The organism is Reyranella aquatilis, assembly GCF_020880995.1.
Lineage (GTDB): Bacteria > Pseudomonadota > Alphaproteobacteria > Reyranellales > Reyranellaceae > Reyranella > Reyranella aquatilis.
In genome coordinates this window covers 93,109-114,957 of sequence record NZ_JAJISD010000014.1, presented here as the reverse complement: position 1 = coordinate 114,957, position 21,849 = coordinate 93,109, and the positions used below count along the sequence as shown (strand labels likewise).

Below are 21,849 nucleotides of genomic sequence, written 5' to 3'. Positions count from 1 at the left end.
TCCTGAGGAGCGGCCTCAGGCCGCGTCTCGAAGGATGGGCAACAAGCAAGGTGCGCGTTCCCATCCTTCGAGACGGTCGCTGCGCGACCTCCTCAGGATGAGGCAAGGGATTGACTTGGCTGGGAGGACCGGCCGTCTCTGGCCTCTCGTTCATGAGATGAAGGAATGAACCTTCGGGACGAATGAATTTCACAGCGTCCTGCGGCAGCCCCAGCATCTTCAGCGTGTGTGAAGAGGAGGGGGCGATGGTGGGACGCAGGCTGATGGGCTGGCTGGCGGCGATGGCCGCGGCGCCGCTTCTGATGACTTTGCCGGACGGGGCATCGGCGCAGCAGCCGAAGACGCTGAAGGTCGTGATGCATTCGGATCTCAAGATTCTCGATCCGATCTGGACCTCCGCCTTCATCGTGCGCAACCACGGCTACATGGTCTACGACACGCTGTTCGCGCTCGACGGCGACCTCCGGGTCAAGCCGCAGATGGTCGAGAGCTGGAGCGTCACGCCCGACAATCTCACCTGGACCTTCACCTTGCGCGACGGGCTCGAGTTCCACGACGGCCAGCCCGTGACGACCGAGGACGTGCTGGCATCGCTCAGGCGCTGGGCAGTGCGCGATTCGGTGGGCCAGATCCTGTGGAGCAGGATGGCCGAGGCCAGGGCGGTCGATGCGAAGACTTTCCAGTTCGTGCTGAAGCAGCCGACCGGCGTGGTGCTGCAGGCGCTGTCCAAGCCCTCGGGCAATCCGTTCATCATGCCGAAGCGGGTCGCGGAGACCTCGCCCAACGACCAGATCAAGGAGTTCGTCGGTTCCGGACCCTTCATCTTCAAGGCCGACGAATGGAAGCCCGGCGACAGGACCGTCTATGTGAAGAACCCGAAGTACAAGCCACGGCCCGAGCCGGCTTCCGGCCTCGCCGGCGGCAAGGTCGCCAAGGTCGATCGCGTCGAATGGATCGCCATGCCCGACCAGCAGACCGCGGTGAACGCGCTGCAGGCGGCCGAGATCGACATCATCGAGGCGCCGCAGCACGACCTCTATCCGCTGATCAAGAAGGACCGCAATGCCGAGCTGATCAATCCCAGCAAGTGGGGCAACCAGTACATCTATCGCTTCAACCAGCTGCACAAGCCGTTCGACAACGCCAAGATCCGGCAGGCGATGCTCTATGCCTTCAACCAGAAGGACTTCCTCGACGGCGTGATCGGCGAGCCCGAGTACTACACGGTCTGCAAGGCCATGTTCATCTGCGGCGGACCCTATGAGACGACCGTGGGCTTCGAGGACAAGTACGAGAGCAACTTCGCCAAGGCCCGGCAGCTCCTCGCCGAGGGCGGCTACGACAACACGCCCGCGGTGCTGCTGCACTCCACCGATCTCTATGCGCTCGCCAACATGGCGCCGATCGCCAAGTCGCTGATGGAGAAGGCCGGCATGAAGGTCGACATGCAGTCGATGGACTGGCAGACGCTGGTCGCGCGCCGCGCCAGGAAGGATCCGCCGGACAAGGGCGGCTGGAGCGCGCTGATCACCTCGACCTCGGCGCCGGATGCGCTCGATCCGCTGGCGCTGGGCTTCATCGTGGCGACCTGCGACAAGGCCCCGTTTGGCTGGCCCTGCGACGAGGAGCTGGTGCGCCTGCGGGCCGCCTTCGCCGACGAGCCGGACGAGGCCAGGCGCAAGCAGATCGTCGAGAAGATCCAGCTGCGCGCCGCCGAGACGCCCACGCACGCCTTCCTCGGCCAGTTCACCAGCGCCATGGCGCGCCGCAAGGCCGTCAGCGGCAACGTCACCTCGCCGGTGACGGTGTTCTGGAACGTCGAGAAGGAATAGGACGGGACTGAGCGCCATGCCGAGCCGGGTCCTGATCGCGCAGTTCATGCACGAGACCAACACCTTCTCGAAACTGTCGACGACGCTGGAGGACTATCGCCGCCAGCGTCTCGTCGAGGGCGAGGCGATCGTGCCCAACTTCACCGGCACGCGGAACGAGCTGGGCGGCTTCATCGATGCCGCGAAGCTGCACGGCTGGGCGCCGGTCTGGAGCGTCGCTGCCAACACGATCCCCTCGGGGCCGCTGACGCGCGAAGCCTGGGAGCATATCAGCGGGTGTATCGTGGACGCGGCGCGCGGCGGAAAAGTCGACGCGGTCTGCCTCTCGCTGCACGGCGCGATGGTGAGCGAGACCGAGGACGATGCCGAGGGCGCGTTGCTCGAAGCGCTGCGCGGCGTGGTCGGCCCCGACGTGCCGATCGTGGCGACGCTCGACCTGCACGCCAATGCCACCGAGCGCATGGCGCGCAACGCCAACGCGCTGGTGAGCTATCGCACCTATCCGCATGTCGATGGCTACGAGCGCGCGATGCAGGCCGCGCAGCTGGTCGAGGATGCCTTGCAGGGGAGGAAGCAGCCGCGCTGTCTGCTGGTGCAGCCCGCGATGCTGAAGGGCGCCGATCACGGCCGCACCACGCAGCCCGGCATCATGCGCGACCTGCTGGCGCGCGCCGAAGCCTTCGAACGGCAGCCGGGCCTCAACGTGGTCTCGATCCAGGTGGGCTTCACCTGGTCCGACATCCCGTGGGCCGGTCCGTCGGTCGCGGTCAGTCACGAGCCCGGCGCCGAGGACGCGGCGCGCGCGGCGGCCCGCGCGCTGATCGACGAGATGTGGGCGCGGCGGAACGAGTTCTCCTCGTCCTATCGCTCCATCGCCGAGGCGGTCGGGGCGGCGCGCGCCGGCGGCGAGCGGCCGCTGGTGCTGGCCGAGGGCACCGACAATCCCGGTGGCGGCGGCTACAACGACGCGCCCAACCTGCTGCGCGCGCTGCTCGAAGCGGGCGTGCCCAACGTCGCGATCGGCACGATCTACGATCCCGGCACCGTGCGACAGGCGCTGAAGGCGGGCGTCGGCGCACGCATCGACGTGGCGCTGGGCGGCCATACCGATCCGTCGCTGGGCGCGCCGGTGCGCGCGATGGCCGAGGTGATGCATCTCTCCGACGGCAACTTCCGCAACGACGGGCCGATGAATGCCGGCGTGCAGGTCGCGCTGGGGCCGACCGCGGTGTTGCGGCTCGGTGGAGCAGGCGGCATCGACGTCGTCACGACCTCGATCCGCATGCACACGATCGACCTGCAGGTGTTCCTGAGCCAGGGCATCGATCCGCTGCGCCGCAACGTGCTGGTGGTGAAGAGCTCGCAGCATTTCCGCGCCGCCTTCGAGCCGATCGCGCGGCAGGTCATGCTGGTCGACGCGGGCGGTCTCTGCTCGACCGACGCCACGCGCTTCACCTATTCGAAGCTGCGCCGTCCGATCTGGCCGCTCGACCCGGTCGAGACGCCGGTGCCGTAAGCCGCGCCGAGGTCGAGGCGGCCAAGCTTACGCGGATCGCGTCATCACGCAGAGGGGACTTCGGACTCGGGCTCGGGCACGCTGGCGAGAATGGCGGGCGAGTTGAGCCAGCGATGGGCCTGCTGGACGGTCTTGAAGACGCGCATCGGCCGGCGCGGCGCCGCAAGCATGCCCAGCGCGCGGCCGAGCAGAACGTACTTGTCGTCCGCAATGGCGACGGCGAGAGGTCCGAGCTTCACGTCGCCCCTGTGCAGGTTGCGCATGCGGACACCGATATCGACGATTTCCATCGCGCTTATGTTCGTCTCGCCGCGCGTCCCGTCGAACAGCTTGCGGTAGCCGAGTGCCCGCGCGCCCACCAGCGCATCGAGCATGGCGTGGACCTCATGCGCTTCGACGTTGCCGTCGCAGATCACTTCGAAGAAGCGCGAATCCGAATGGACATTCCAATGGAGGGGCATGGCGGTATCCCCACGACTTACACTAGTCTTAAAGAGACTGCATCAACAATGAAGACATAAAATGTGTAATTACACTGCAGTGCGACACCGATTCCGTTTTGGTGCATTGTGCCTCCAGATGATCCGGAGGGCGGGATGGCGGTAAAGATTAGCACGACTGTCGTAGCGGCGCTGACGGCGATGGTTATGGGCCTGGCCGGCTGCAGCGGCGGCAACGATGGAAATGCCGGAAACGGCGGAGCCTACGGGGCGGCGCCGGAGCGCTACATGGGCACGCGGTCGAACGTGAACGCCACCTGGAACGGCCAGACCAGCTCCAGCACCATGCTGGAACAGCGCATCAAGGAGGACTCCGCCCGCGGCGCCACCAGCGGCGGCGGCAACACGCAGTACTGATTTCACCGGCGGGCCCGCCGCAGCGCCTCGCGCAGACGCTCCGCCTCGCGGGCCCAGTCCTTCTCCTCGGCGCTCGCCCGCCGGTCGAGTGAGGCCCTTTCCCGATCGAGCGCCGCCACCCGGCGCTCATGCTCCGCCTTCGCGTGCCCAAGCGCGGCCTCGGCGGCGGCAACGTCCTTCGCGCGGCGCTCCTCTTCCCGGACGCGCGCCTGTTCCTCGCGCTTCTGCCGCGCCAGCCGCCGCTCCTGCTGCTTCGCGTCGTCGGCGCGCCCGGTCGCCTTGCGAGCGGCCGCGGGCTGGCGAGCGGCCCCGTCGCCACGTCGCGTCGGCTTTCCCCGCTTCGCCCCCCGCCTTGCCTTGGGGCAGGAAGCGGCAGCGCCGACCAGAGCGCGTTCGGAAATCTCCGCCGTCTCGGTGAAGTCGTGCGCGGTGCCGACGGGCCGGCGCAGGACGACACCCGGCTTGGCCTGGGTGGCCGCGATGATCGCGGCATCGTCGGTCTGTCGGGCAAACCCCTGATGGAAGAGATCGCTGTCGGCGCCCCACGCCGCCAGCGCGGCCTTCATGGACGGCGCGGCGACGGCGAGATCGAAGAAGCCGGCCGACGTCACGAAGGTCTTGAGCTTGCGGGGCATGGCGGCGCTCCGGCGGACGCGACTCGGGCCCGCTCCTGGTGTGTGGGAGGAGGAGCGGGCCCGTTACGCGTTGCGCAACCTTGGGGATCAGAAGGGCGCCACGCACTCTTCAACGCGCTCGCGGCCAAGAGGTTGCACTCGGAAAGAGAACTCTCGTTCGTCCGCCGCGTCGCTGGCTCGAAACGCCGGACCCCAAAGGGCCCTTACTTAACGCTCCACGGCGGGTACCCCGCTCGCGATGACACCGTTTGTATGATCGGCGCACTGCGCAATTACCAACCCAATTGTCATCCCGAGCGTGAGCGAGGGACCTTTGATCGTTGGTCCTGAAGTCCTTCCGATGCAGATGGATCCAACACCCACCTCATCCTGAGGGGCCGCGCCTGCGCGGCGTCTCGAATGATGGGCAACCGACGCGGTGCTCGTTCCCATGCCTCGAGACGCGCTCTGGAGTTTACCCCGGGGAATCGAGGGGGAGTGCCCTGAGCATGAGGTTGGGGTGGGTTCGTTGTAGATACAAAGGCCGGCGACCCTACCCGCCTAGAGATTCACAAAAGAAAGGGGCCGGTGTATAACCGGCCCCAGTTGGAACGCTGATCTTTCAGTAGCCTACGCTAGGCCGCCTCACCCGCTGGAATCGGGTCGGGCGGCCTTTCTATTAGCCCGTGCCGGCGCCGTACGCGCGCGATCCGGCTGGGGCGACCCTTGTCTTCATGTCGACCTCCAACATTCAATAGCGTAATCGCGGCGCTTGTTATCGTCAACGCCCGCGTCTGCGCGCTAGCGCAGTAAAAGCATGATCGTTACACCGATTTCGGTTGAAATACGAAAATCCGTGTCAGACAAGAAAAAAGTTGACAAATGGCCAAGCGAAGCCCACCTATACTTCGCCCCAGACTTCCCGTGGGCAGGAGTGACCAATGACGGACACCGCCAACAGCCCGGAGACATCGGCCGAAACGCCGAAGCGCTTCCGGTCCGAGATCGAATTTCCTTACACTGACTTGCAGAACGCTGTGGAACTTGCGCAGACGATCCACACCCGCGCCGGCTCATCCTGTGAGGCGGACGAGCTTGCGGTTTGGATGGGGCAGACTGCTACGGGCGGAACCTTTCGGACTCGCCTTGGGGCCGCCCGCATCTTTGGGTTGATCGAGACCGCACAGGGCCGCGCAACGCTCACACAGCTTGGGCGGGACATCATTACTGGGACTCCGGCGCCTCGCGTTATTGCCTTCCTGAATGCGGAACTGTTCCGCGTGATGTACGACCAGTTCAAGGGCAATGTTCTGCCGCCCGCCGCAGCGATCGAACGGCAAATGCAGCAACTGGGCGTCTCACCGAAGCAGACTGAGCGTGCCCGTCAGACGTTCATGAAGTCGGCGACTTATGCAGGCTTCATCGACGCTGCGTCGGGGCGTCTGGTCAAGCCTGGAATCGGCGGGGCCCCAGCCGTCGAGCAAGAGGTCCGCCAGACGCCGAAGAAGGAAGAAGGTGGAGGCGCCGGAGGTGATCTTCCGCCGATCGACCCCATTATTGCCGGTCTACTGAAGCGCTTGCCGAATGCCGGCGATGTATGGCCTGACGACGAGCGGAAGCTGTGGCTTCAACTTTTGGAGGGCAGTTTCAAGCTGATCTACAAGGACAAGCCTAGCGGGGGCGCTTTGGACTAGGCGCCTCTCGCTTGTGAGAGGCGACCTTCTTAACCGCCTCTTTCAGTACGTCCTTTGTCGGCCCGGTCCGCTTTCACGCTTTCGAGGAATCGGCGCGATTGTTCTGGTTCATCAGCTTTATGAGATTCCATCATGTCCCGTCTTTATGCCTTCGCCGACGAAGCGGGTGACTTCAATTTTAGCAATAATCCGCGTGCCAGTCGCTATTTCATCGTCTGCACGATGACTTGCCATTCGTGTTCAAGCCTCGGCGGTGCGCTACTGGATCTTCGACGCGAGCTGATTTGGAATGACGACCCAGTCGGCGAGTACTTCCACGCCACAGAAGACAAACAAGCCGTGCGAGACAAGGTGTTCGCGCTCTTGGAGAAGCACGACTTCCAAGTACAGGCCACCATTATGGAGAAGTCCAAAGCCCAGCCCCAAGTCCGCTCCGCCAACGGTCGGTTCTACAAATATGGTTGGTACTACCATCTGCAGTACGCAGCGCCAAAGTTCCTAGGCAATTCCACCGAGGTGCTGTTCACGACAGCATCGGTCGGCACCGCCAAGGGACAGGCTGTCTTTTCAGGCGCGGTGAACGATGTCGCGCAGCAAGTTATCCGAGGCAATCGGCGCTTCCAGACAAACTTCTGTAGGTCCGTCGCTGACCCGTGTCTTCAAGCGGCGGATTACTGCACGTGGGCGCTTCAGAGGAAATGGGAGAAGGGCGACACGCGCTCATACGACCTGATCAAGGACCGCATAATCCACGAAGTGGATATGTGGTCGCACGGTACGGTGAAGTACTACTGAAAATGAAGTGCCGCCTACAATCCACGCTATCCAGTTAAGGAAGCGCCCGAGGGGGCTTATCGCGAGGTGAAGGCGGCATGGGGATAGTGCACGAGTTTCATTCAGGTTGCACGGCCTATATATAAGTCGTTCCGCCGCAGGTGCCGTCGCCAAGCAGCAATCGAAACGACCGCTTCAACTTCGGCCGCGCTCGGCTCCCTCAGCCCGAGCGCGAGGGAGGGACTCAGCACCGCATCTCGAGGCATATGCGATTGCCCTGCATTGGCCTTGGGGGAGCCGCTGCGGTGCAGCCGATCGCCGCGCCGTCAGACGGACGGGTCCATCGCGGTCCAGCGCAGGCCGGCGGCGTAGCGCCACGCCATGTGTCCGTCGTCGTCCAGCGCGAACAGGTTCAGCCAGCCCTTGTCGAACAGCGTGCGCACCGCATCGTGACGCGCAAGAACGCCCTCGATCGCCTCGCGTGGCGCCTCGATGCAGACCGACAGGCGCAGCGGCTCGTGCGCCGGGGTCTCGCCGTCATGTACCGACTGCCAGGGCAGGCCGGCGCGCAGCAGCCCGCCATTGCCCTCGATCACGCCAATGCCGCCGGTGACGTTGTGCAACAGCTTGTTGCCGCCGCCGAACGCGTCCGGCGCCACGGTCGAACCGTAGTATTGCAGGCTGATCCAGCTCGCCACGACGACCGGCGCGGTGAGGATCAGCTCCAGCACGCCGAAGCCCGCATCCTGCTGCCAGTCGTAGTCGTGCAGGAAGGCGCGGCCGGCCAGCGAGCGGCCGCCGGTGCGCGTCCGCGGCGCGGCGATGAAGGCGCTGCAGCCCGCCAGCCCCCATTCGGGCCGCGTCTCGGACCAGTCGTTGCCGCGCCGGGCGACGGCCGCCGCGCTGCCGGCCCGCGGCAGCCGCAGCGCGCGTTCGGTCCGCGTCAGCGTGCCCGCCGCCTCGAACCAGGCCCGCGCCTGCGCCATGTCGGCGCGATGCGCCGCCGACGGCGCATCGTCGTACAACGTGACGGTGTCCGCGGTCGTGTCGTGCAGCGCGCCGACGAATAGCGTGTCGTCGGGCACCGCGCGGCCGCGCGCGGCGAGGCCCGACCGCACGCCGCGGTCGTTCAGCAGCGCGGCCAGCAGCCGCGCATTCACTTCGCCGGAATAGCCGCCGCAGGCGCCGCATTGCAGGGCGCTGGCATGCGGATTGTTGACCAGCCGCGCCCCGTGCCCCGCCAGCACGACCAGCCGCGCGAAGGGCGGCGCGAGCGACATCGCGCCCAGGATCTTCTCCGCCGCGTCGATGCGCGCCGCGAGGTCGGGCGGCTGCCCGTCGTCGTGGGCATGCCCATGATCGTGCCCGTGATCGTGCCCGTGATCGTGACCGTGCGGTTGCGCGGGCACGAGGCGCGGGGCGGGTTCTTCGGGCGTCGCGCCGACGCGGCCGAGCGAATCGCTCAGGATCCGCCCGACATGCAGCGGTCCCGTCGCCTCGACGAAGGCGAAGGAGGAGACGGCGGCGAGCTTGAAGCGGCCCCAGGCCCGCTTGGCCCGCGCGGCGATGCGCGCCGAGCGGTCGGCTTCTGCGTCGGCATCGCTGCCGGCGGCGGAATGAAGCGCCGGCGTCAGCAGCACCGGCAGCCGCAGTTCCTCGACGTCGGAGGCGAAGCGCCGATGCGCGGTGGCGACGCCGAAGAAGCCCGCGAAGCCAAGCGTGCGGATGCCCGGATCGAGACTCTCCAGCGCGCGCCGGAACGGTTCGGAGCGCACGTCGATGCAGAACGCCGCCTGCAGCGACGGCCGCGCATCGGGCGAAGTGGAGGATGCCGGCGCGGGCGCGGCCAAGGTCGCGGCCAGCGCGCGCTGCGCGGCCCGTTCGGCCGCTTCCTGCAGGATCGAGTCGATCACCAGGTCGGCGGAAGGCGCGACCGGCGCGGCATGGGCCGCGACGGTCTCCGCCCAGCGCGCCGCGATCGCCGGGGCGTACCGCGCAAACAGCGCTTCCTCCCAGACCAGCCGGATCGCCAGCAGGTCGGTCGTCGTGGCATCGCTGCCGCCGGCCAGCTCGGCCTGCCACCGCTTGTAGCGCGCATACTGGGCCCAGCCGCCGAGGCTCATCAGCAGCCGGTGGAAGTAGGTTTCGAGTGCGGCGTCGGCGAGGCCGAGCCGTTCGCTTGCCCGCGCGATCAGCCGCAGCGGATTGACCGGCACTTCCGAGACGTGCAGCGCGAAGCCCGGCAGGCCCGCGATCTCGGGCGACAGGTCGTGCGTGGCCACCGCGCGCCACGCGGCATAGGCGCCCCGCGCATTGCGCGGCGCGGCCCACAGCGCCTGGCCCTCGTCGAAATGGCCGGCCGCCCAGGCGCCCAGCCGTTCGGCGATCAGGCCCGGCCAGTCGATGCCCGACACCCCGGCCGCGAGATCGGCGACGGTCGGCAGCGCGACCGGCGGCGGCACGTCGTGCTCGACCGCCTGCTTCAACGCGGCGAGGTCGGTCGGCCGGAGGTCCGGCGGTGCGTTCGACCAGGCCGCGAGGAGATCGGCCTCGGTGATCGCGCCGGCGGCGATCTTCGCGCGATACGTTGCCCGCGGCGGAGTGACGGCGGCGCCGGCCACCCGCGCGAGCCGCGCGCCGGCGGTGGCGAGATCCTCGCCGCTCTGGCCGAGGAACGGATTGACCGCGACGCTCGAGGCGAGCGGCCAGGCCGGCGGGATCGCCAGCGCCGCGCGATCGGCTGCCGTTGCGATGCGCTCGAATGCGTTGTCGTTGCCGTTGGCGGGAGCCGGCAGGGGAGCGTCGGTGGCAAGGGGCAGGGTGGCGGTCGACATGGCGTGAACTCCGGGTGTGGGGGCTGCGGTGCGGGCGTCAGGTCCGGGAGGGCGTGCTGCCGGTTGGCGGGCGATCGGTGCGCCAGGCGCCGATGATCCGGTCGAACAGCGCGCTGGCGTAGAAGCCGTTGGAGAGATGGACGCGCAGGCCGGCGGCGGCGGGGTGGTAGGCCCACAGCGGGAACATCGCCTGCACGATGGCCACCAGGCCGAAGCTCGCGACCGCCAGCACCAGCAGCCCCGCTTCGAGCGGCCCCGGCGCGGGCGTGACCGGCAGCACGCCCTGGGTGACGAACACCGCGGCCGCGTGCAGCGCGAAGTAGCCGAACGAGGTCGCGAGCGCATAGACCGCGGTGCGCCGCGTCAGCGCGCGCGGGGCGGCGTCGGCGAAGCCCTGCGCCAGCATGTAGGCCACGCCGAAGATCAGGATGGCGCCCAGCACCGCGGCCTGCGGCGACTTGTGGGTGAGGCCGAAGGCCAGACCCACCACCACGTAGATCGCGAGGGCGGCCCCGAAGGCCCGCGCCACGGCGGCGGCGTCGGGCACCGCCACGGGGCCCGGCCGCCGGATCGCCGCGACCCGCTCGACCGCCCCGCCCGCGGCCAGGAAGGCGTGCGCCTTGTAGAGCGAGTGCGCCACGATGTGCAGCAGCGCGAGCGGGAACAGCGCCAGGCCGCATTGCAGGATCATGAAGCCCATCTGCGCCACGGTGGACCAGGCGAGCGAGGTCTTCACCGCGGGCTGGGTCAGCATCACCAGGCTGCCGAACAGGGCGGTGAAGCCACCGACGACGACCAGCACGGCGAGCGCGCCGGGCGCCAGCAGCATCACGTCGGCGAAGCGGATCAGCAGGAAGCCGCCGGCATTGATCACGCCGGCATGCAGCAGCGCGGAGACCGGCGTCGGCGTCTCCATCACCTCGGTCAGCCAGCCGTGGCTGGGGAACTGCGCCGACTTCAGCAGCGCCGCGAGCGCGAGCAGGCAGGCCGCCGCCACGGCGAGCCCGCCGCCGTCGCCCTGCCGGGCCGCCGCCAGGATCGAGCCGATGTCACCGGTGCCGTAGGCCAGCGCCAGCAGCAGCGCGGCGGCACCCAGCGCCACGTCGCCCAGCCGCGCGGTCACGAACTTCTTGCGCGCCGCCCGCTGCGCCGCCGGCCGCTCGGGATAGAACAGCAGCAGCCGGTGCAGCAGCAGGCTGGTGGCGATCCACGCCGCGACCAGTTGCACTAGATGGTTCGCCGCGACCAGGCACAGCACGGCGGCCAGCGTCAGGCACAGCCAGCCGGTGAACGGGCCCTGCCGCGCCTCGCCGTCGAGATAGGTGCCGGCGAAGCGCACGACGATCCAGCCGACGAACGTCACCAGCAGCAGCATGATGGCGCTCAGCGCATCGAGCCGCATCGAGGGGCCGAGCCGGCCGGGGCCGAGCACGATCAGCGCCACCGTCAGCGCCAGCGCGGCCGCCAGCGCCAGCAGCGCCGCGACCTCCGCGAGGCGCGGCAGGTGCGGCGGCCGGCGGCGCCCGCCCTGCGCGAAGCCCAGGCACGCGACGGCCAGCAGCGGCACGAACAGCGGCAGCAGGATCAGCAGGACGGGGAGGGGCAGGAGCGGGAAGGCGGGCGGCACGGTCGGTCCCTTCGAGGCGCGGAGCGGGGTGTGGATCTGTCGGCGCTCTAGGTAGGGCCGCGGGCGGCTCCTGAAAAATTCATTGTTCCGTCGTTATCGTTCGCTTTAAGTGAACGATATGCGGGACCTCAACTTCAACCACCTGCGCTACTTCTGGGTGGTCGCCCACGAGGGCAATCTCACGCGCGCGGCGGAGCGGCTGAACCTGTCGCAATCGGCGCTTTCGGCGCAGATCCAGAAGCTCGAGCGCCAGATGGGCCATCCGCTGTTCGATCGCGTCGGCCGCCGGCTGGTGCTGACCGAGGCCGGCCAGATCGCGCTCGACTTCGCCGACACGGTGTTCGAACAGGGCGAGGAACTGCTCAGCACGCTGCGCGGCCAGCCGGCGGCCAGCCGCCCGGTGCTGCGGGTCGGCGCGCTCACGACGCTCTCGCGCAACTTCCAGCTCGAGTTCCTGCGGCCGCTGGTCGGCCGGCCCGACGTCGAGCTGATCGTGCGATCGGGTACGATGCGCGACCTGCTGGCGCAACTGGAGGCGCACGAGATCGACGTGGTGCTGGCCAACAGCGCCGCGCCGCGCGATGCGCGTTCGTTGCTGCGCAACCATCTGCTGGCCGAGCAGCCGGTCAGCCTGGTCGGCCGCCCGCGCCCGAAGTCGGCGCGCCGCTTCCGCTTCCCCGACGACCTGCACACCGAGCCATTGCTCCTGCCCAGTCTCGACAGCGACATCCGCGTGGCCTTCGATCGCATCCTCGAACGCGCCGGCATCCGCCCCGTGATCCTGGCGGAAGTCGACGACATGGCGATGCTGCGTCTGCTGGCCCGCGAGCGCGAAGGCGTGACGCTGGTGCCGCCGATCGTCGTGCGCGACGAGCTGAAATCGCGAGTCCTCGTCGAGCATTGCCGCATCGCCGGCGTCACGGAAAATTTCTACGCCATCGTGATGAAGCGCCGCTTCCCCAACCAACTGCTGGTCGACGTGCTGAACGCCGGCCGTTCCGGCGCGCCGAAGCCCACGAAGGCGCGACGGTCACCGACAGGCTGAGGCGGCCCGGTCATTCCTCTCCTGGTCGAGCGGCCGCCCACCTCATTTTGATCGCGGCCCTCAGGGCGCGGAACCGCCGCGATCGTCCCGTTCCTTGAAGCGCGGGATACAGGGCGAGTCGCGCTTCGCGAGCTCCTCGGCCAGCATCCGTTCCGCGAAGCGCCGTTGCGCTGCGTCGAGCTGCTCACCGGCAAGCTGCTTGCGGAGGTTCTCGATGTTCTTCTGACGGACGAAGTCCTGCATGTCGTGCCCCCTCGGCAGGAATGCAGTCGCATTACGCCGCCCGCTTCGTCGCAAGATCAACCGCAAGGAGCAGGGTCAGGCGGTTGTGTCCGGTTACGCACACGACGCCGCGCCTCAGCGCAGGATGCGCAGCGAGTCCATGAAGGCGGTCACGGTGAGATCGTCGCGGTCCTCGACGCGGGTCGCGGCCAGCATTTCGTAGAGCCGGCCCCCCATCGCGTAGACGCGCATCGCGATCGTGTGCGGGCCGTAACCGCGATTGGAATTGACGGTCATGGAGAAGGCGACGCCCTGCGCCGGCCCGCTCCGCACGTCACGGCTATCGGCAAGGAAGGAGTTGGGATATCGCGCCGCCAGGGCACGCTGTGCCTCGCGCATGTCGATCTGCTTCGTCGAGCCGGGCGGTGGATCCACGACCGCCAAGCTGATCACGTTGAACTGGCCGACCGCGTCCTTCCACATGTAGCTGTACTGCAGCATGGTGCCGCCGTCGGGCCGCGGCGAGGTCTTCGTGGTGTATCCCCGCGGCAGGTCGATCGAGTAGCGACCGTCGTCGCCGGTCACGCGTTCCATCGGCGCGGGTTGGGCGCGGACGGCGCCAGGCGTGAAGAGGGGCGCAAGGGCTGCGAACCCCACGCCGGCGAAAGTGCGTCTTGCGAGTGGCATGGTCTAGTTCCGGTGCCGGGACGTTAGACCGCCGTTCGCCGGATTGTCGAGAGGTTCGCCGCGTGCTCGCGTGCCGGTTGCGTCAGCTGCCGAACGCCGCGCCCAGCGTGCCGATCAGACCGGCGATCACCAGGAGATAGGCGAACGTCCCGAAGAGAAGCTGGCGCGAGCTGTCGTCCATGGCCGGTAGATCCTCAATCGTATTGCTGTGCCAATCGCTTCGTCGTGAACGACGCAGACTCCGCCGCGTTGCCACGCCGCTGCGCGGGCGCGGCCGGATGCGCTGGGCCTGTGGCCGCCGTGCCACAGCACCGGGGGACGGTAATGGGCGCGTTTGCCGCGCCCGGCGCAAAGCCCTAGGGTCTTCCGCACTGGCGCGTCCGCTCGCGCAAACCGGCGCGCGCCTCCCGGCCGCGGACGCGTCGCCCGAGGAGGGACCGCCATGACCGTCAAACCCATCATCCTGGAAGCCAGCGAGGAAGTTACGCTGCGCCGCGTCGCCTTCGGCGAATCGCCCGAGCGCACGCTGCGGCGCGAGGACATGGTGCGGCTGCGCGGCCTGCGCCTCGTCACCGACGGCAAGGATGGACCCTGCCTGACCGCCAGCGGCCGCGCCCATTTCGAGACCCTGGCCAAGCCGGTCGGCGCGGAGCGCGCGCCCGGCAGCTTCCAGGCCGAGATCGAGCGGATCCGCCGCATGGGGCCGCGCGAGGCATGATCGCGGCGACCCGCTACCGGCTCGACGTGACGCGCGGCCGCGGCGACCGGCCGTTCGGCTGGCGGGTGCTGCGCCGCGACGATGCCGTCGAGGTCGAGCGGTCGACCGAGACCTTCGGCTCGGGTCCCGAGGCGATGGCCCAGGGCGTCCGCCGCGCCATCGCCTGGGAGAGCGGCAGCCCCGGGTGAAAACGGGCCGCTGAGCGTCGCTCCTTGGGCGCTGCCATCACCCGGCGGGCGTGGATAAATTTTTTGCGGCCGCCAGCTTGAAGCCCTTTGAGGTTCGCCTAGATCGTTTTTCGGCGGCGCTGAAAGCGTGCCGCCCGGCGGTCGCCCTGCGGGGGACCGCTTCGCAAACCCATCGCTCAGGAGTGGAGGATGAACATGCGCACGACTTTCGATTTCTCGCCCTTTTACCGCGACACGGTCGGCTTCGACCGGGTGTTCCACATGCTCGATTCGGCGGTCAGCCAGGGCTCGCAGGGCTATCCGCCCTACAATATCGAGAAGGCGGGTGACGACAGCTACCGCATCGTCATGGCGGTCGCGGGCTTCGGCGAGGCCGAACTCAACATCACCCAGAAGGAAGACGAGCTTCTGGTGACCGGCAAGGCCCAGCCAGGCGCGGAGGAGAAGCAGTATCTCTATCGCGGCATCGCTGCGCGCGAGTTCGAGCGCCGCTTCCAGCTCGCCGACCACGTCAAGGTGGTGGGCGCGGGCCTCGCGAACGGTCTGCTGACCATCGAGCTGCGCCGCGAGATCCCCGAGGAGAAGAAGGCGCGCGCGATCCGAATCGAGACCGGCTCCGCGCCGCGCATTACCAAGCAGTAGGCCAGGCGTAGACAAGGGCGAAGGCCCACGTTGGGGGAGGGGCGTCCGTCGCGCCGACGCGACGGTCGCCTCCTCCGGACCGCGGTGCTTCGCCGGACACCCGGTCGCCCACACTCATCGTCGCTACACTCATTGTCGATTGTCGAAAGGAGGTTCGTCATGATCGCGAGGTCGGCAGCCTACCGGCCCGATTATTCGCCCGACCAGGTGCCCTCGACGGCATCGGTCCATCACGCCCCCGTTCTTCCGGCCCCGTTCGCCAAGACGCTCACGATCGACCAGCCGCCGCGCGGCCGGGTGCTGATCGTCGAGGACGAGATCCCGGTCGCCCTGGATCTCCAGAAGGCGCTGCGCGACGCCGGCTATCGCATCGTCGGTCCCGCCGGCAGCCAGGGCGAGGTCGAGCGGCTGGTGCGGCGCGGCCTGCTCGACGCGGCCGTGATCGACGCGGACAGCCGCGCTGCCATGCCGTTCGCCGTCGCCGACTGGCTGGCCGCCGAGGAGGTGCCGTTCGCCTTCATCGTCGGCGAGGGGACCGAACTGCCGCGCGAGCATGCGCTCCGTCCGCAGGTTACGCGGCCGGTCTCGCCCCAGGCGCTGATCGACACGGTCGAACAGATGATCGACGGCGATCCCGCAGCGATGCCGGTGCCGGCCGCCCGGTGGCCGCGTCTCTTCCCGCCGCTCTGACACGTGCCCCGCGCCCGCCGGACCCACCCGCGGGCGCGGGTTTCGGCTGGAAGAGAGCGCGCCGAGGCTCCCTTGAGGCCTGGATAATTGCAGTCGGCGGCCGGCAACGGCCGGCGTTTGCCGCCGACTCGAAAATACTCCGCTACCGCGCCCGTGAGCGCTCGCCCTCGCAATGCCGAGCGTCTAGGTTCCGCCGTGTCCTCCCTCCGGCGCGCGTGATTGCATGTCGACATCGAACACCGATGCACCTTCTCTCAGCCGCGTGACGCGGCCTGCTCCCAAGCGGCTGCGCATCCTGATCGTCGATGGCGACGAGACCTCGCTCGAGAAGGCGCGGCAGGCGTTGCAGACGGTGCTGACCGCCAAGCTGAAGTATGCCGCCACCGCCGCGGCGGCCAGTGCCTTGGTCGCGTCCGAGCGCTTCGATCTGGTGGTCGTCGATGCCGCGGTGACGGGCGGCTTCGCGCTGCTCAAGGAGATCAAGGATCGTCACCGCTGGGTCGCCACCCTGGTGGTGAGCGACGACCAGAGCCCGTCCTTCATGCGTCAGATCGTGAAGTGCCAGATCGACGGGCTGCTGTTCCGGCCGCTCTCGCGCGAGGAGTTCGTCGAGCAGGTCATGCTGCTGGCCTTTGCCGTCTCCGCCCGCCGCAAGCGCCAGCAGAAGCGGGTGCTGGCGATCGGCGCGCATCCCGACGACGTCGAGATCGGCTGCGGCGGGGCGCTGGCCAAGCACCATGCCGCGGGCGACCTGTTGCACATCCTCACGCTGTCGCGCGGCTCGGCCGGCGGCGACATCAATGTGCGCACTGTCGAGGCGCGGCACGCCGCCTCGCTGCTGGGCGCGGAACTGCACATGGGCACGCTGGTGGACACCCGGATCACCGACGGGCGCGAGACGGTCGCGCTGATCGAGGAGGTCATCCGCCAGATGCAGCCGACCCACGTCTATACCCACTGCAACGAGGACACGCATCAGGACCATCGCGCGGTCCATGCCGCGACTCTGGTGGCGGCGCACGACGTGCCGAACGTCTATTGCTATCAGTCGCCGTCCGCCACGGTCGACTTCAAGCCGCAGCGCTTCGTCGACATCACCGACTTCATCGGCGCCAAGCTGCAGGCGATCGACGTCTACGGCAGCCAGACCGAGCGCATGGCGGCGCTGGAGCCGGATGCCATCGTCTCGACGGCGCGCTACTGGGGCCGCTTCGCCGGCCAGATCCTCGCCGAGCCGTTGCGCGTCGTGCGCCAGAGCGACAGCGAGGATGGCCGGGCGTTCGACAAGGCCGGCCTCGGGCGCGTGTCGCTGCGCAAGCAGGCCTAGGCGAGCGCCGTCAGGTCGCGGGCGGTGTGCCCGGCGTGCTGGCGGCGTTGAGCAGCTGGGACACCGCCGTCAGCACCTGCGAGGGCGCGAACGGCTTGGTGATCAGGATGGAGTTGGGCACGCCGAGCGCAGACCAATCGACGCCTTCGGTCCCGGTCATGTAGACGACCGGCATCTCGGGCCGCAGCTGTCGCGCGTGCCGCGCGACGTCCCAGCCGGTGACGTCGCCGCCCAGCATGATGTCGGTGACGACGGCACGGAGGTTCTCGCCCTGGTCGTCGAGGGCCGAAATGGCTTCTTCGCCGGTGGCAACGAGGAAGACGTCGAACCCGCCCTCCTCGAATGTGTCCTGCAGGATATTGCGAATCTCGGCCTCATCCTCGGCGATCAGCACGAGGACCGACGTCTTCTCCATTATCCATACTCCCGAAGCCGATGCTCCGGAAAATCCGGACACCCCGCGGGGCTCGCCCACCTGAGCTCAACGAAACGACGCTATGTTTGTTCCCGCACCTATGGAGAGTGCGACGGGATCGACATCGACGGCGCGGTCCTGATCACTGACGATCGATAGCGACAGGGATTGCCGGCCGGCGACGGCAATCCCCCGCCCGATCTTCATCGTTCGACATGTTCGGGCATCTTCTTCAGCTCGGCCTTCGTCCACCCAGTTACCGCGTGCACTGTCCCGGCTTCGTCGCGCATGAAGTCGAGGCCTGTGAGTGGAACACCGACCGGCTTCGCCCCCAGCCCGAGGAATCCACCGACGTCGATCACGACCAGTGCAGACGGGCCGGTTCCATGAACATGGCCGACGCTGCCGATCTTCTCGTCGCCCGGACCGTAGATCGTCGCGTCGGCGAGGTTGTCCGGCGTGAGTTCGCCCGGCGTCAGACGTACATGCCTGCTGTGATCCATAAGCCTGTTCCTTTCTTCGAGTGTCCGCTCTCCCAACCAGCCCCGCAGGCCGTCGTTCCCGGATTTGCCCGAAGCTTCTGCCGGATGCTTGGCACGCCGACAGAGGAGGAATAGGGTACCGCTCTGCATCGGGCGGCGCGTTCTCGCCCCGCGTGTCGACGCTGAGGCGTTCGGGTCATGAGGCTGCTTCTCGCCCTTATCCTGGTACTCCTGCCGGCGGCGGCCTTCGCCCAGGTATTCCACGCAGCCGACAGCAATCTTCCCGATCACCCGACCGTGCAGGGGATCGATGCCCTGGACCGGGTCCTGCGCGAGCGTACCGGCGGCCGGCTTTCGATCGACATCACATCGGGAACCACCCATTCGGAAAGCTTCATGGTGGCGCAGATGCGGCTCGGCCGTCTCGACATGGCGCGGGTGAGCCTCAATGCGTTGAATGGCGTGGTGCCGCTCAGCGTCATCTCGACGCTTCCCTTCATGTTCGAATCCCGGGCCCAGAAGTGGCAGGTGCTCGACGGCGCCTACGGTCAGGCGCTGTTCGCCTCTCTCGAGTCCGCGGGCCTGGTCGGTCTCGGCTTGTACGATAGCGGGGCCTACTCGTTCTTTGCCCGCACCGGCTTCGTGCTCGGCCCGGGCGATCTCAAGGGCAAACGCATGCGCTTCCAGAAGGGCGACACGTCGGAGGCGATGTTCCGGCGGATGGGCGTGGAGCCCGTCATCGCGCCTTCGCCGGCGCTGCCCACGCTGCTGGCGACGGGCGCCGTCGACGTGGCCGAGGGAAGTCTGCCCGACTACCTGACCGCCAATCACTGGACACTCGCACCCTGGTTCACGGTCAGCCGGCACATCGAGCCGCCGTCGATCCTCGTCATGTCGCTCGGTGCATGGCGGTCGCTGTCCCCGCAGGACCAGGACCTGCTGCGCGATGCCGCGCGCCAGTCGCAGGCGGCGCAGCGTGCGCTGATGGCACGCCACGAGGCGGAGGCCGAGGCGCGGGTGCTCCAGACGGGCGCCAAGCTGTCGCTCGGCTTCGATCGCCAGTCGTTCAAGCGCGCCTTTGCGCCGCTTTATTCGCTGGTCGTCCGCGATCCCGCGCAGATCGCGTGGCTGCGTCGCCTCGCCGACGCTGCGGACCCCGGGCCGGCGAAGTAGGGGACGGGGACCGGCGGAGCCGGAGAATCATCCGGCTCGATGCTTCGACAGGGTCGCTACCGCCCGTGGTCGCCCAACAGGTTGGCGGGGCGCATCATGAGGAAGGCGACGAGCGTAAGGAGGATCAGCACGCCGATGCTGGCGAAGGCGAGGCCCCAGGCCATCGGGGACATGCCGCCGGCGAGGTCGAGGGTCCAGCCGATGATGAGGGGGCCGACGAAGCCGCCCGCGTAACCCAGTGTCGAATGGACGGCGAGGGTGGCGCCGCGGCGTGCAGGCTCGGCGTTGCCGGCGGCGCCTGCCGTGACCGACGAGGAATCGAGCCACACGACCATGCCGTAGGCGATCAGCAGGCCGACCGCGAGCCAGTAGCTGGTCGAACCGGCGAAGCCCACGATGGCGGCGAAGCCGATCGAGAGGATCATCGCGGTGGCGACCAGGCGGCGGCGTCCGAAACGGATCGAGGCCTCGTTGCCCGCGATGCTCGCCAGCGTGCCGAGCAGCGCCAGCACCGTCACGACGAGGGCAGGCGACAGAGTCTCGTCCTTAAGGCCTGTATGGGTGGCGACGAAGGCGAGGAAGGCGACGCCCCAGCCGCGCAGCGCGCTCATCTCGAGCGTATGCACGCAGTAGACGACCGAGTAGGCGAACGAGGAGCTGTTGCGGATCACAGGCCGGAAGTCGAACAGGCCGCCACCCGATGCGGGCTTGGCCGGTGTCTGCTGGCTGGTCGCGGGACGCGCACGACGTGACGGTACGACTGAGGCCACCATCAGCCAGGCGATGAAGGCGGTGGCGGCCGAAAACACGAAGGCCAGGCGCCAGCCGAACTGGTCGGCCAGCACATCGCCCAGCAGGTAGGAGACCGCGCCCGAGATGCCGATGCTCGCGGCGTGTCCGGTAACGGCACGCGACATGAGCTTCGGTGTCACCTGGTCGGCCAGCAGCTTGAGCCCCGTCATATAGGTGCCGGCCCAGCCCAGCCCGGCCAGCGCACGCGTGGCCATCGCCGACCAGAAGCCGTCGGCCGTCAGGCCGAAAAGAAGGTGCCCCAGCACGGTGCAGGCGACACCGAACAGGTAGATGCGCTTGGCGTCGACACGGTCGGTGAGCGTCACCAGCACCGGCACCGAGACCATGTAGGCGCCGAAGAAGATGGCGGTGATCCAGCCGGCCTCGCTGTTGGTCAGTCGCCAGTTCTCCATCATCTGCGGCAGGAGCGCGGGCCAGAAGCCGGCGCCGAGCTGCACGAATATCTGCGCCGCGCAGACGACGGCGACGAGCCGCGCACCGGAGACCAGTGCGGGCGTTGCGGGAGCGGGGTTGTCAGCTGGCATGAGACACCATGTGAGGAGTCGGTCGCCTGATGAGGCAGAGTGCCAGCATGGCCGAGAGGCTGAGCAGCGACGATACGACCAGCACTCCGGCACCAAGATGATCGAGCAGCAGCGCGAAGGCGAGGGGCGCGCCGGCCGAGAGGAAGCGCGAGGGGGCGCCGAGGATGCCGAGGCGATAGCCGTAGTTGGCCGGGCCGTAGAGCGAGAGCGGCACGGTCCCGCGCGCGATGGTGAGGATGCCGTTGCCCGAGCCGTGCAGCACCGCGAAGGCGCTGGCGGCGACGCCGCCGCCTGCCGCGAGGATGACGGCCGCACCGACGGGATGCGTCACGCAGGCCAGTCGCGCCGTCGTCAGAGGGTGGAAGCGGCCGAGCGGTCCGGCTTCGAGCAGGCGCGCGGCGACCTGCGCCGGTCCGATCAGCACGCCCGCGGCGATCGCCTGTGTGGGCGAGGCGCCCGCCGCTTCGAGGATGCGCGGGAAGTGTGCGGCCATGCCGGCCGACACGATCCAGACGGCGGAGAAGGCGAAGGCCAGCAGGATCATCGTGCGGTCGAGCGGCACGACTTCGCTTGCCGTTGCCTTGCCCGGCTGGCCGGCCGCAGCTGCCGCCGGGCGCGGCAGCATCCAGTAGTTGAGCGGCAGGCCAACGAAGAGGTGTACCGCCGCCCACAGGAGACAGGTCTCGCGCCATCCCAGCGTCGTGGCACCCCAGGCGGTGAGCGGCCAGCCGATGGTGCTGGCGAAGCCCGCGATCAGGGTGATGCCGGTGATCGGCTTGCGCGCCTCCATGCCATAGAGGCGACCGAGCGCGGCGAAGGCGGCGTCGTAGAGGCCGAGCCCCATCCCGACGCCGAGGACGATCCATGCCGCGACCAGCAGTGCGAGGGAATGTGCGGCGGCAAGGAGGCAGAGCCCGGTCGCGAACAGCACGCTCGATGCCGCCAGCACGCCATTGCCGCCGGCGCGATCAATCGCCCGACCGACGCGCGGGCCCAGCAGGGCCGACAGGATAAGGGAGGCCGAGAAGGTGCCGAACAGCCAATTGGTCGATACGCCGGTATCGCCCGCGATCCTGTCCGCGATGATCGCGGGCAGGTAGTAGCTCGAGGCCCAGGCCAGGGTCTGCGTCGATCCCAGGACGACGACCGTCAGGAACCGACTGTCACGCATCGAG

The 21,849-nt window shown here is 68.3% G+C and carries 22 protein-coding genes; 12 read left to right on the top strand and 10 right to left on the bottom strand.

Going from position 1 to position 21,849, the window contains the following annotated elements:
* Positions 1-245 precede the first annotated feature (245 nt).
* Positions 246-1,832 carry an ABC transporter substrate-binding protein gene (locus LJ725_RS25740; RefSeq protein ID WP_230553819.1) on the top strand — a complete coding sequence of 529 codons (1,587 nt, stop codon included), beginning with the start codon at positions 246-248 and terminating at the stop codon, positions 1,830-1,832.
* A 16-nt stretch (positions 1,833-1,848) separates the two neighbouring features.
* Positions 1,849-3,348, top strand: a complete 1,500-nt coding sequence (locus tag LJ725_RS25735; protein ID WP_230553818.1) for a M81 family metallopeptidase — start codon at positions 1,849-1,851, stop codon at positions 3,346-3,348.
* A 44-nt stretch (positions 3,349-3,392) separates the two neighbouring features.
* Here LJ725_RS25735 and LJ725_RS25730 read toward each other — a convergent pair whose 3' ends face one another.
* The gene (locus LJ725_RS25730) at positions 3,393-3,809 is read right to left on the bottom strand and encodes a hypothetical protein (RefSeq protein WP_230553817.1); all 417 of its coding nucleotides are present in this window, start codon (positions 3,807-3,809) and stop codon (positions 3,393-3,395) included.
* A 135-nt stretch (positions 3,810-3,944) separates the two neighbouring features.
* Here LJ725_RS25730 and LJ725_RS25725 point away from each other — a divergent pair, with 135 nt between their 5' ends.
* Positions 3,945-4,205 (top strand): hypothetical protein, encoded by a 261-nt coding sequence (locus LJ725_RS25725; protein WP_230553816.1) that lies wholly within the window; start codon positions 3,945-3,947, stop codon positions 4,203-4,205.
* A 2-nt stretch (positions 4,206-4,207) separates the two neighbouring features.
* Here LJ725_RS25725 and LJ725_RS25720 read toward each other — a convergent pair whose 3' ends face one another.
* Positions 4,208-4,840, bottom strand: coding sequence for a cell envelope biogenesis protein TolA (locus LJ725_RS25720; RefSeq protein WP_230553815.1), 633 nt, complete (start codon positions 4,838-4,840; stop codon positions 4,208-4,210).
* A 920-nt stretch (positions 4,841-5,760) separates the two neighbouring features.
* On the opposite strand from LJ725_RS25720, the gene LJ725_RS25715 reads away from it, so the two are divergent.
* Positions 5,761-6,513: a hypothetical protein gene (locus LJ725_RS25715; RefSeq protein WP_230553814.1), complete on the top strand. Its 753-nt coding sequence runs from the start codon at positions 5,761-5,763 to the stop codon at positions 6,511-6,513.
* A 132-nt stretch (positions 6,514-6,645) separates the two neighbouring features.
* On the top strand, positions 6,646-7,308 hold the full coding sequence (locus LJ725_RS25710) for a DUF3800 domain-containing protein (protein WP_230553813.1): 663 nt from the start codon (positions 6,646-6,648) through the stop codon (positions 7,306-7,308).
* A gap of 305 nt (positions 7,309-7,613) precedes the next feature.
* On the opposite strand, the gene LJ725_RS25705 is transcribed toward LJ725_RS25710, so the two are convergent.
* Together LJ725_RS25705 and LJ725_RS25700 are read right to left on the bottom strand one after the other, a co-directional pair.
* A complete protein-coding gene (locus LJ725_RS25705) occupies positions 7,614-10,121 on the bottom strand; it encodes a YbcC family protein (RefSeq protein ID WP_230553812.1) in 2,508 nt (835 codons plus the stop codon).
* A gap of 37 nt (positions 10,122-10,158) precedes the next feature.
* Complete coding sequence (locus tag LJ725_RS25700; RefSeq protein WP_408015774.1) at positions 10,159-11,748, bottom strand: NADH-quinone oxidoreductase subunit L; 1,590 nt, start codon at positions 11,746-11,748, stop codon at positions 10,159-10,161.
* Positions 11,749-11,866: 118 nt separating this feature from the next.
* Between LJ725_RS25700 and LJ725_RS25695 the strand changes: the two genes are divergently transcribed.
* Positions 11,867-12,793, top strand: coding sequence for a LysR family transcriptional regulator (locus LJ725_RS25695; protein ID WP_230553811.1), 927 nt, complete (start codon positions 11,867-11,869; stop codon positions 12,791-12,793).
* Positions 12,794-12,853: 60 nt separating this feature from the next.
* Here LJ725_RS25695 and LJ725_RS25690 read toward each other — a convergent pair whose 3' ends face one another.
* Complete coding sequence (locus LJ725_RS25690; RefSeq protein WP_230553810.1) at positions 12,854-13,036, bottom strand: hypothetical protein; 183 nt, start codon at positions 13,034-13,036, stop codon at positions 12,854-12,856.
* A 114-nt stretch (positions 13,037-13,150) separates the two neighbouring features.
* On the bottom strand, positions 13,151-13,702 hold the full coding sequence (locus LJ725_RS25685; protein ID WP_230553809.1) for a hypothetical protein: 552 nt from the start codon (positions 13,700-13,702) through the stop codon (positions 13,151-13,153).
* A gap of 442 nt (positions 13,703-14,144) precedes the next feature.
* Here LJ725_RS25685 and LJ725_RS25680 point away from each other — a divergent pair, with 442 nt between their 5' ends.
* The 5 genes from LJ725_RS25680 (at position 14,145) to LJ725_RS25660 (ending at position 17,267) form a co-directional block, all read left to right on the top strand.
* Entirely contained in the window at positions 14,145-14,420 is a 276-nt protein-coding gene (locus LJ725_RS25680) for a hypothetical protein (protein ID WP_230553808.1), read from the top strand.
* On the top strand, positions 14,417-14,608 hold the full coding sequence (locus LJ725_RS25675; protein WP_230553807.1) for a hypothetical protein: 192 nt from the start codon (positions 14,417-14,419) through the stop codon (positions 14,606-14,608). Before LJ725_RS25680 ends, LJ725_RS25675 begins: the two co-directional genes overlap by 4 nt.
* Positions 14,609-14,803: 195 nt before the next feature.
* Positions 14,804-15,250, top strand: coding sequence for an Hsp20 family protein (locus LJ725_RS25670; protein ID WP_230553806.1), 447 nt, complete (start codon positions 14,804-14,806; stop codon positions 15,248-15,250).
* A 159-nt stretch (positions 15,251-15,409) separates the two neighbouring features.
* Complete coding sequence (locus tag LJ725_RS25665) at positions 15,410-15,940, top strand: response regulator (RefSeq protein ID WP_230553805.1); 531 nt, start codon at positions 15,410-15,412, stop codon at positions 15,938-15,940.
* Between the two features lie 223 nt (positions 15,941-16,163).
* A complete protein-coding gene (locus tag LJ725_RS25660; protein ID WP_230553804.1) occupies positions 16,164-17,267 on the top strand; it encodes a PIG-L family deacetylase in 1,104 nt (367 codons plus the stop codon).
* A 10-nt stretch (positions 17,268-17,277) separates the two neighbouring features.
* On the opposite strand, the gene LJ725_RS25655 is transcribed toward LJ725_RS25660, so the two are convergent.
* Both LJ725_RS25655 and LJ725_RS25650 read right to left on the bottom strand, forming a co-directional pair.
* The gene (locus LJ725_RS25655) at positions 17,278-17,682 is read right to left on the bottom strand and encodes a response regulator (RefSeq protein ID WP_230553803.1); all 405 of its coding nucleotides are present in this window, start codon (positions 17,680-17,682) and stop codon (positions 17,278-17,280) included.
* A 203-nt stretch (positions 17,683-17,885) separates the two neighbouring features.
* The gene (locus LJ725_RS25650; RefSeq protein ID WP_230553802.1) at positions 17,886-18,185 is read right to left on the bottom strand and encodes a PRC-barrel domain containing protein; all 300 of its coding nucleotides are present in this window, start codon (positions 18,183-18,185) and stop codon (positions 17,886-17,888) included.
* A gap of 177 nt (positions 18,186-18,362) precedes the next feature.
* Between LJ725_RS25650 and dctP the strand changes: the two genes are divergently transcribed.
* The gene (gene dctP / locus LJ725_RS25645) at positions 18,363-19,337 is read left to right on the top strand and encodes a TRAP transporter substrate-binding protein DctP (RefSeq protein WP_230553801.1); all 975 of its coding nucleotides are present in this window, start codon (positions 18,363-18,365) and stop codon (positions 19,335-19,337) included.
* 56 nt (positions 19,338-19,393) lie between these two features.
* Here dctP and LJ725_RS25640 read toward each other — a convergent pair whose 3' ends face one another.
* Together LJ725_RS25640 and LJ725_RS25635 are read right to left on the bottom strand one after the other, a co-directional pair.
* Positions 19,394-20,674, bottom strand: coding sequence for an MFS transporter (locus tag LJ725_RS25640; protein WP_230553800.1), 1,281 nt, complete (start codon positions 20,672-20,674; stop codon positions 19,394-19,396).
* Complete coding sequence (locus LJ725_RS25635; protein ID WP_230553799.1) at positions 20,664-21,845, bottom strand: MFS transporter; 1,182 nt, start codon at positions 21,843-21,845, stop codon at positions 20,664-20,666. Before LJ725_RS25635 ends, LJ725_RS25640 begins: the two co-directional genes overlap by 11 nt.
* Positions 21,846-21,849 lie beyond the last annotated feature (4 nt).

Bases quoted from the DNA above. Each gene is read 5' to 3' on its own strand.
- LJ725_RS25695 (WP_230553811.1), top strand. From the start codon at position 11,867: ATGCGGGACCTCAACTTCAACCACCTGCGCTACTTCTGGGTGGTCGCC.
- LJ725_RS25665 (WP_230553805.1), top strand. From the start codon at position 15,410: ATGATCGCGAGGTCGGCAGCCTACCGGCCCGATTATTCGCCCGACCAG.
- LJ725_RS25720 (WP_230553815.1), bottom strand. From the start codon at position 4,840: ATGCCCCGCAAGCTCAAGACCTTCGTGACGTCGGCCGGCTTCTTCGAT.
- LJ725_RS25730 (WP_230553817.1), bottom strand. From the start codon at position 3,809: ATGCCCCTCCATTGGAATGTCCATTCGGATTCGCGCTTCTTCGAAGTG.
- LJ725_RS25725 (WP_230553816.1), top strand. From the start codon at position 3,945: ATGGCGGTAAAGATTAGCACGACTGTCGTAGCGGCGCTGACGGCGATG.
- LJ725_RS25660 (WP_230553804.1), top strand. From the start codon at position 16,164: ATGTCGACATCGAACACCGATGCACCTTCTCTCAGCCGCGTGACGCGG.
- LJ725_RS25705 (WP_230553812.1), bottom strand. From the start codon at position 10,121: ATGTCGACCGCCACCCTGCCCCTTGCCACCGACGCTCCCCTGCCGGCT.
- LJ725_RS25650 (WP_230553802.1), bottom strand. From the start codon at position 18,185: ATGGATCACAGCAGGCATGTACGTCTGACGCCGGGCGAACTCACGCCG.
- LJ725_RS25685 (WP_230553809.1), bottom strand. From the start codon at position 13,702: ATGCCACTCGCAAGACGCACTTTCGCCGGCGTGGGGTTCGCAGCCCTT.
- LJ725_RS25690 (WP_230553810.1), bottom strand. From the start codon at position 13,036: ATGCAGGACTTCGTCCGTCAGAAGAACATCGAGAACCTCCGCAAGCAG.
- LJ725_RS25640 (WP_230553800.1), bottom strand. From the start codon at position 20,674: ATGCCAGCTGACAACCCCGCTCCCGCAACGCCCGCACTGGTCTCCGGT.
- LJ725_RS25675 (WP_230553807.1), top strand. From the start codon at position 14,417: ATGATCGCGGCGACCCGCTACCGGCTCGACGTGACGCGCGGCCGCGGC.
- LJ725_RS25715 (WP_230553814.1), top strand. From the start codon at position 5,761: ATGACGGACACCGCCAACAGCCCGGAGACATCGGCCGAAACGCCGAAG.
- LJ725_RS25655 (WP_230553803.1), bottom strand. From the start codon at position 17,682: ATGGAGAAGACGTCGGTCCTCGTGCTGATCGCCGAGGATGAGGCCGAG.
- LJ725_RS25740 (WP_230553819.1), top strand. From the start codon at position 246: ATGGTGGGACGCAGGCTGATGGGCTGGCTGGCGGCGATGGCCGCGGCG.
- LJ725_RS25635 (WP_230553799.1), bottom strand. From the start codon at position 21,845: ATGCGTGACAGTCGGTTCCTGACGGTCGTCGTCCTGGGATCGACGCAG.
- LJ725_RS25680 (WP_230553808.1), top strand. From the start codon at position 14,145: ATGACCGTCAAACCCATCATCCTGGAAGCCAGCGAGGAAGTTACGCTG.
- LJ725_RS25670 (WP_230553806.1), top strand. From the start codon at position 14,804: ATGCGCACGACTTTCGATTTCTCGCCCTTTTACCGCGACACGGTCGGC.
- LJ725_RS25710 (WP_230553813.1), top strand. From the start codon at position 6,646: ATGTCCCGTCTTTATGCCTTCGCCGACGAAGCGGGTGACTTCAATTTT.
- dctP (WP_230553801.1), top strand. From the start codon at position 18,363: ATGAGGCTGCTTCTCGCCCTTATCCTGGTACTCCTGCCGGCGGCGGCC.
- LJ725_RS25735 (WP_230553818.1), top strand. From the start codon at position 1,849: ATGCCGAGCCGGGTCCTGATCGCGCAGTTCATGCACGAGACCAACACC.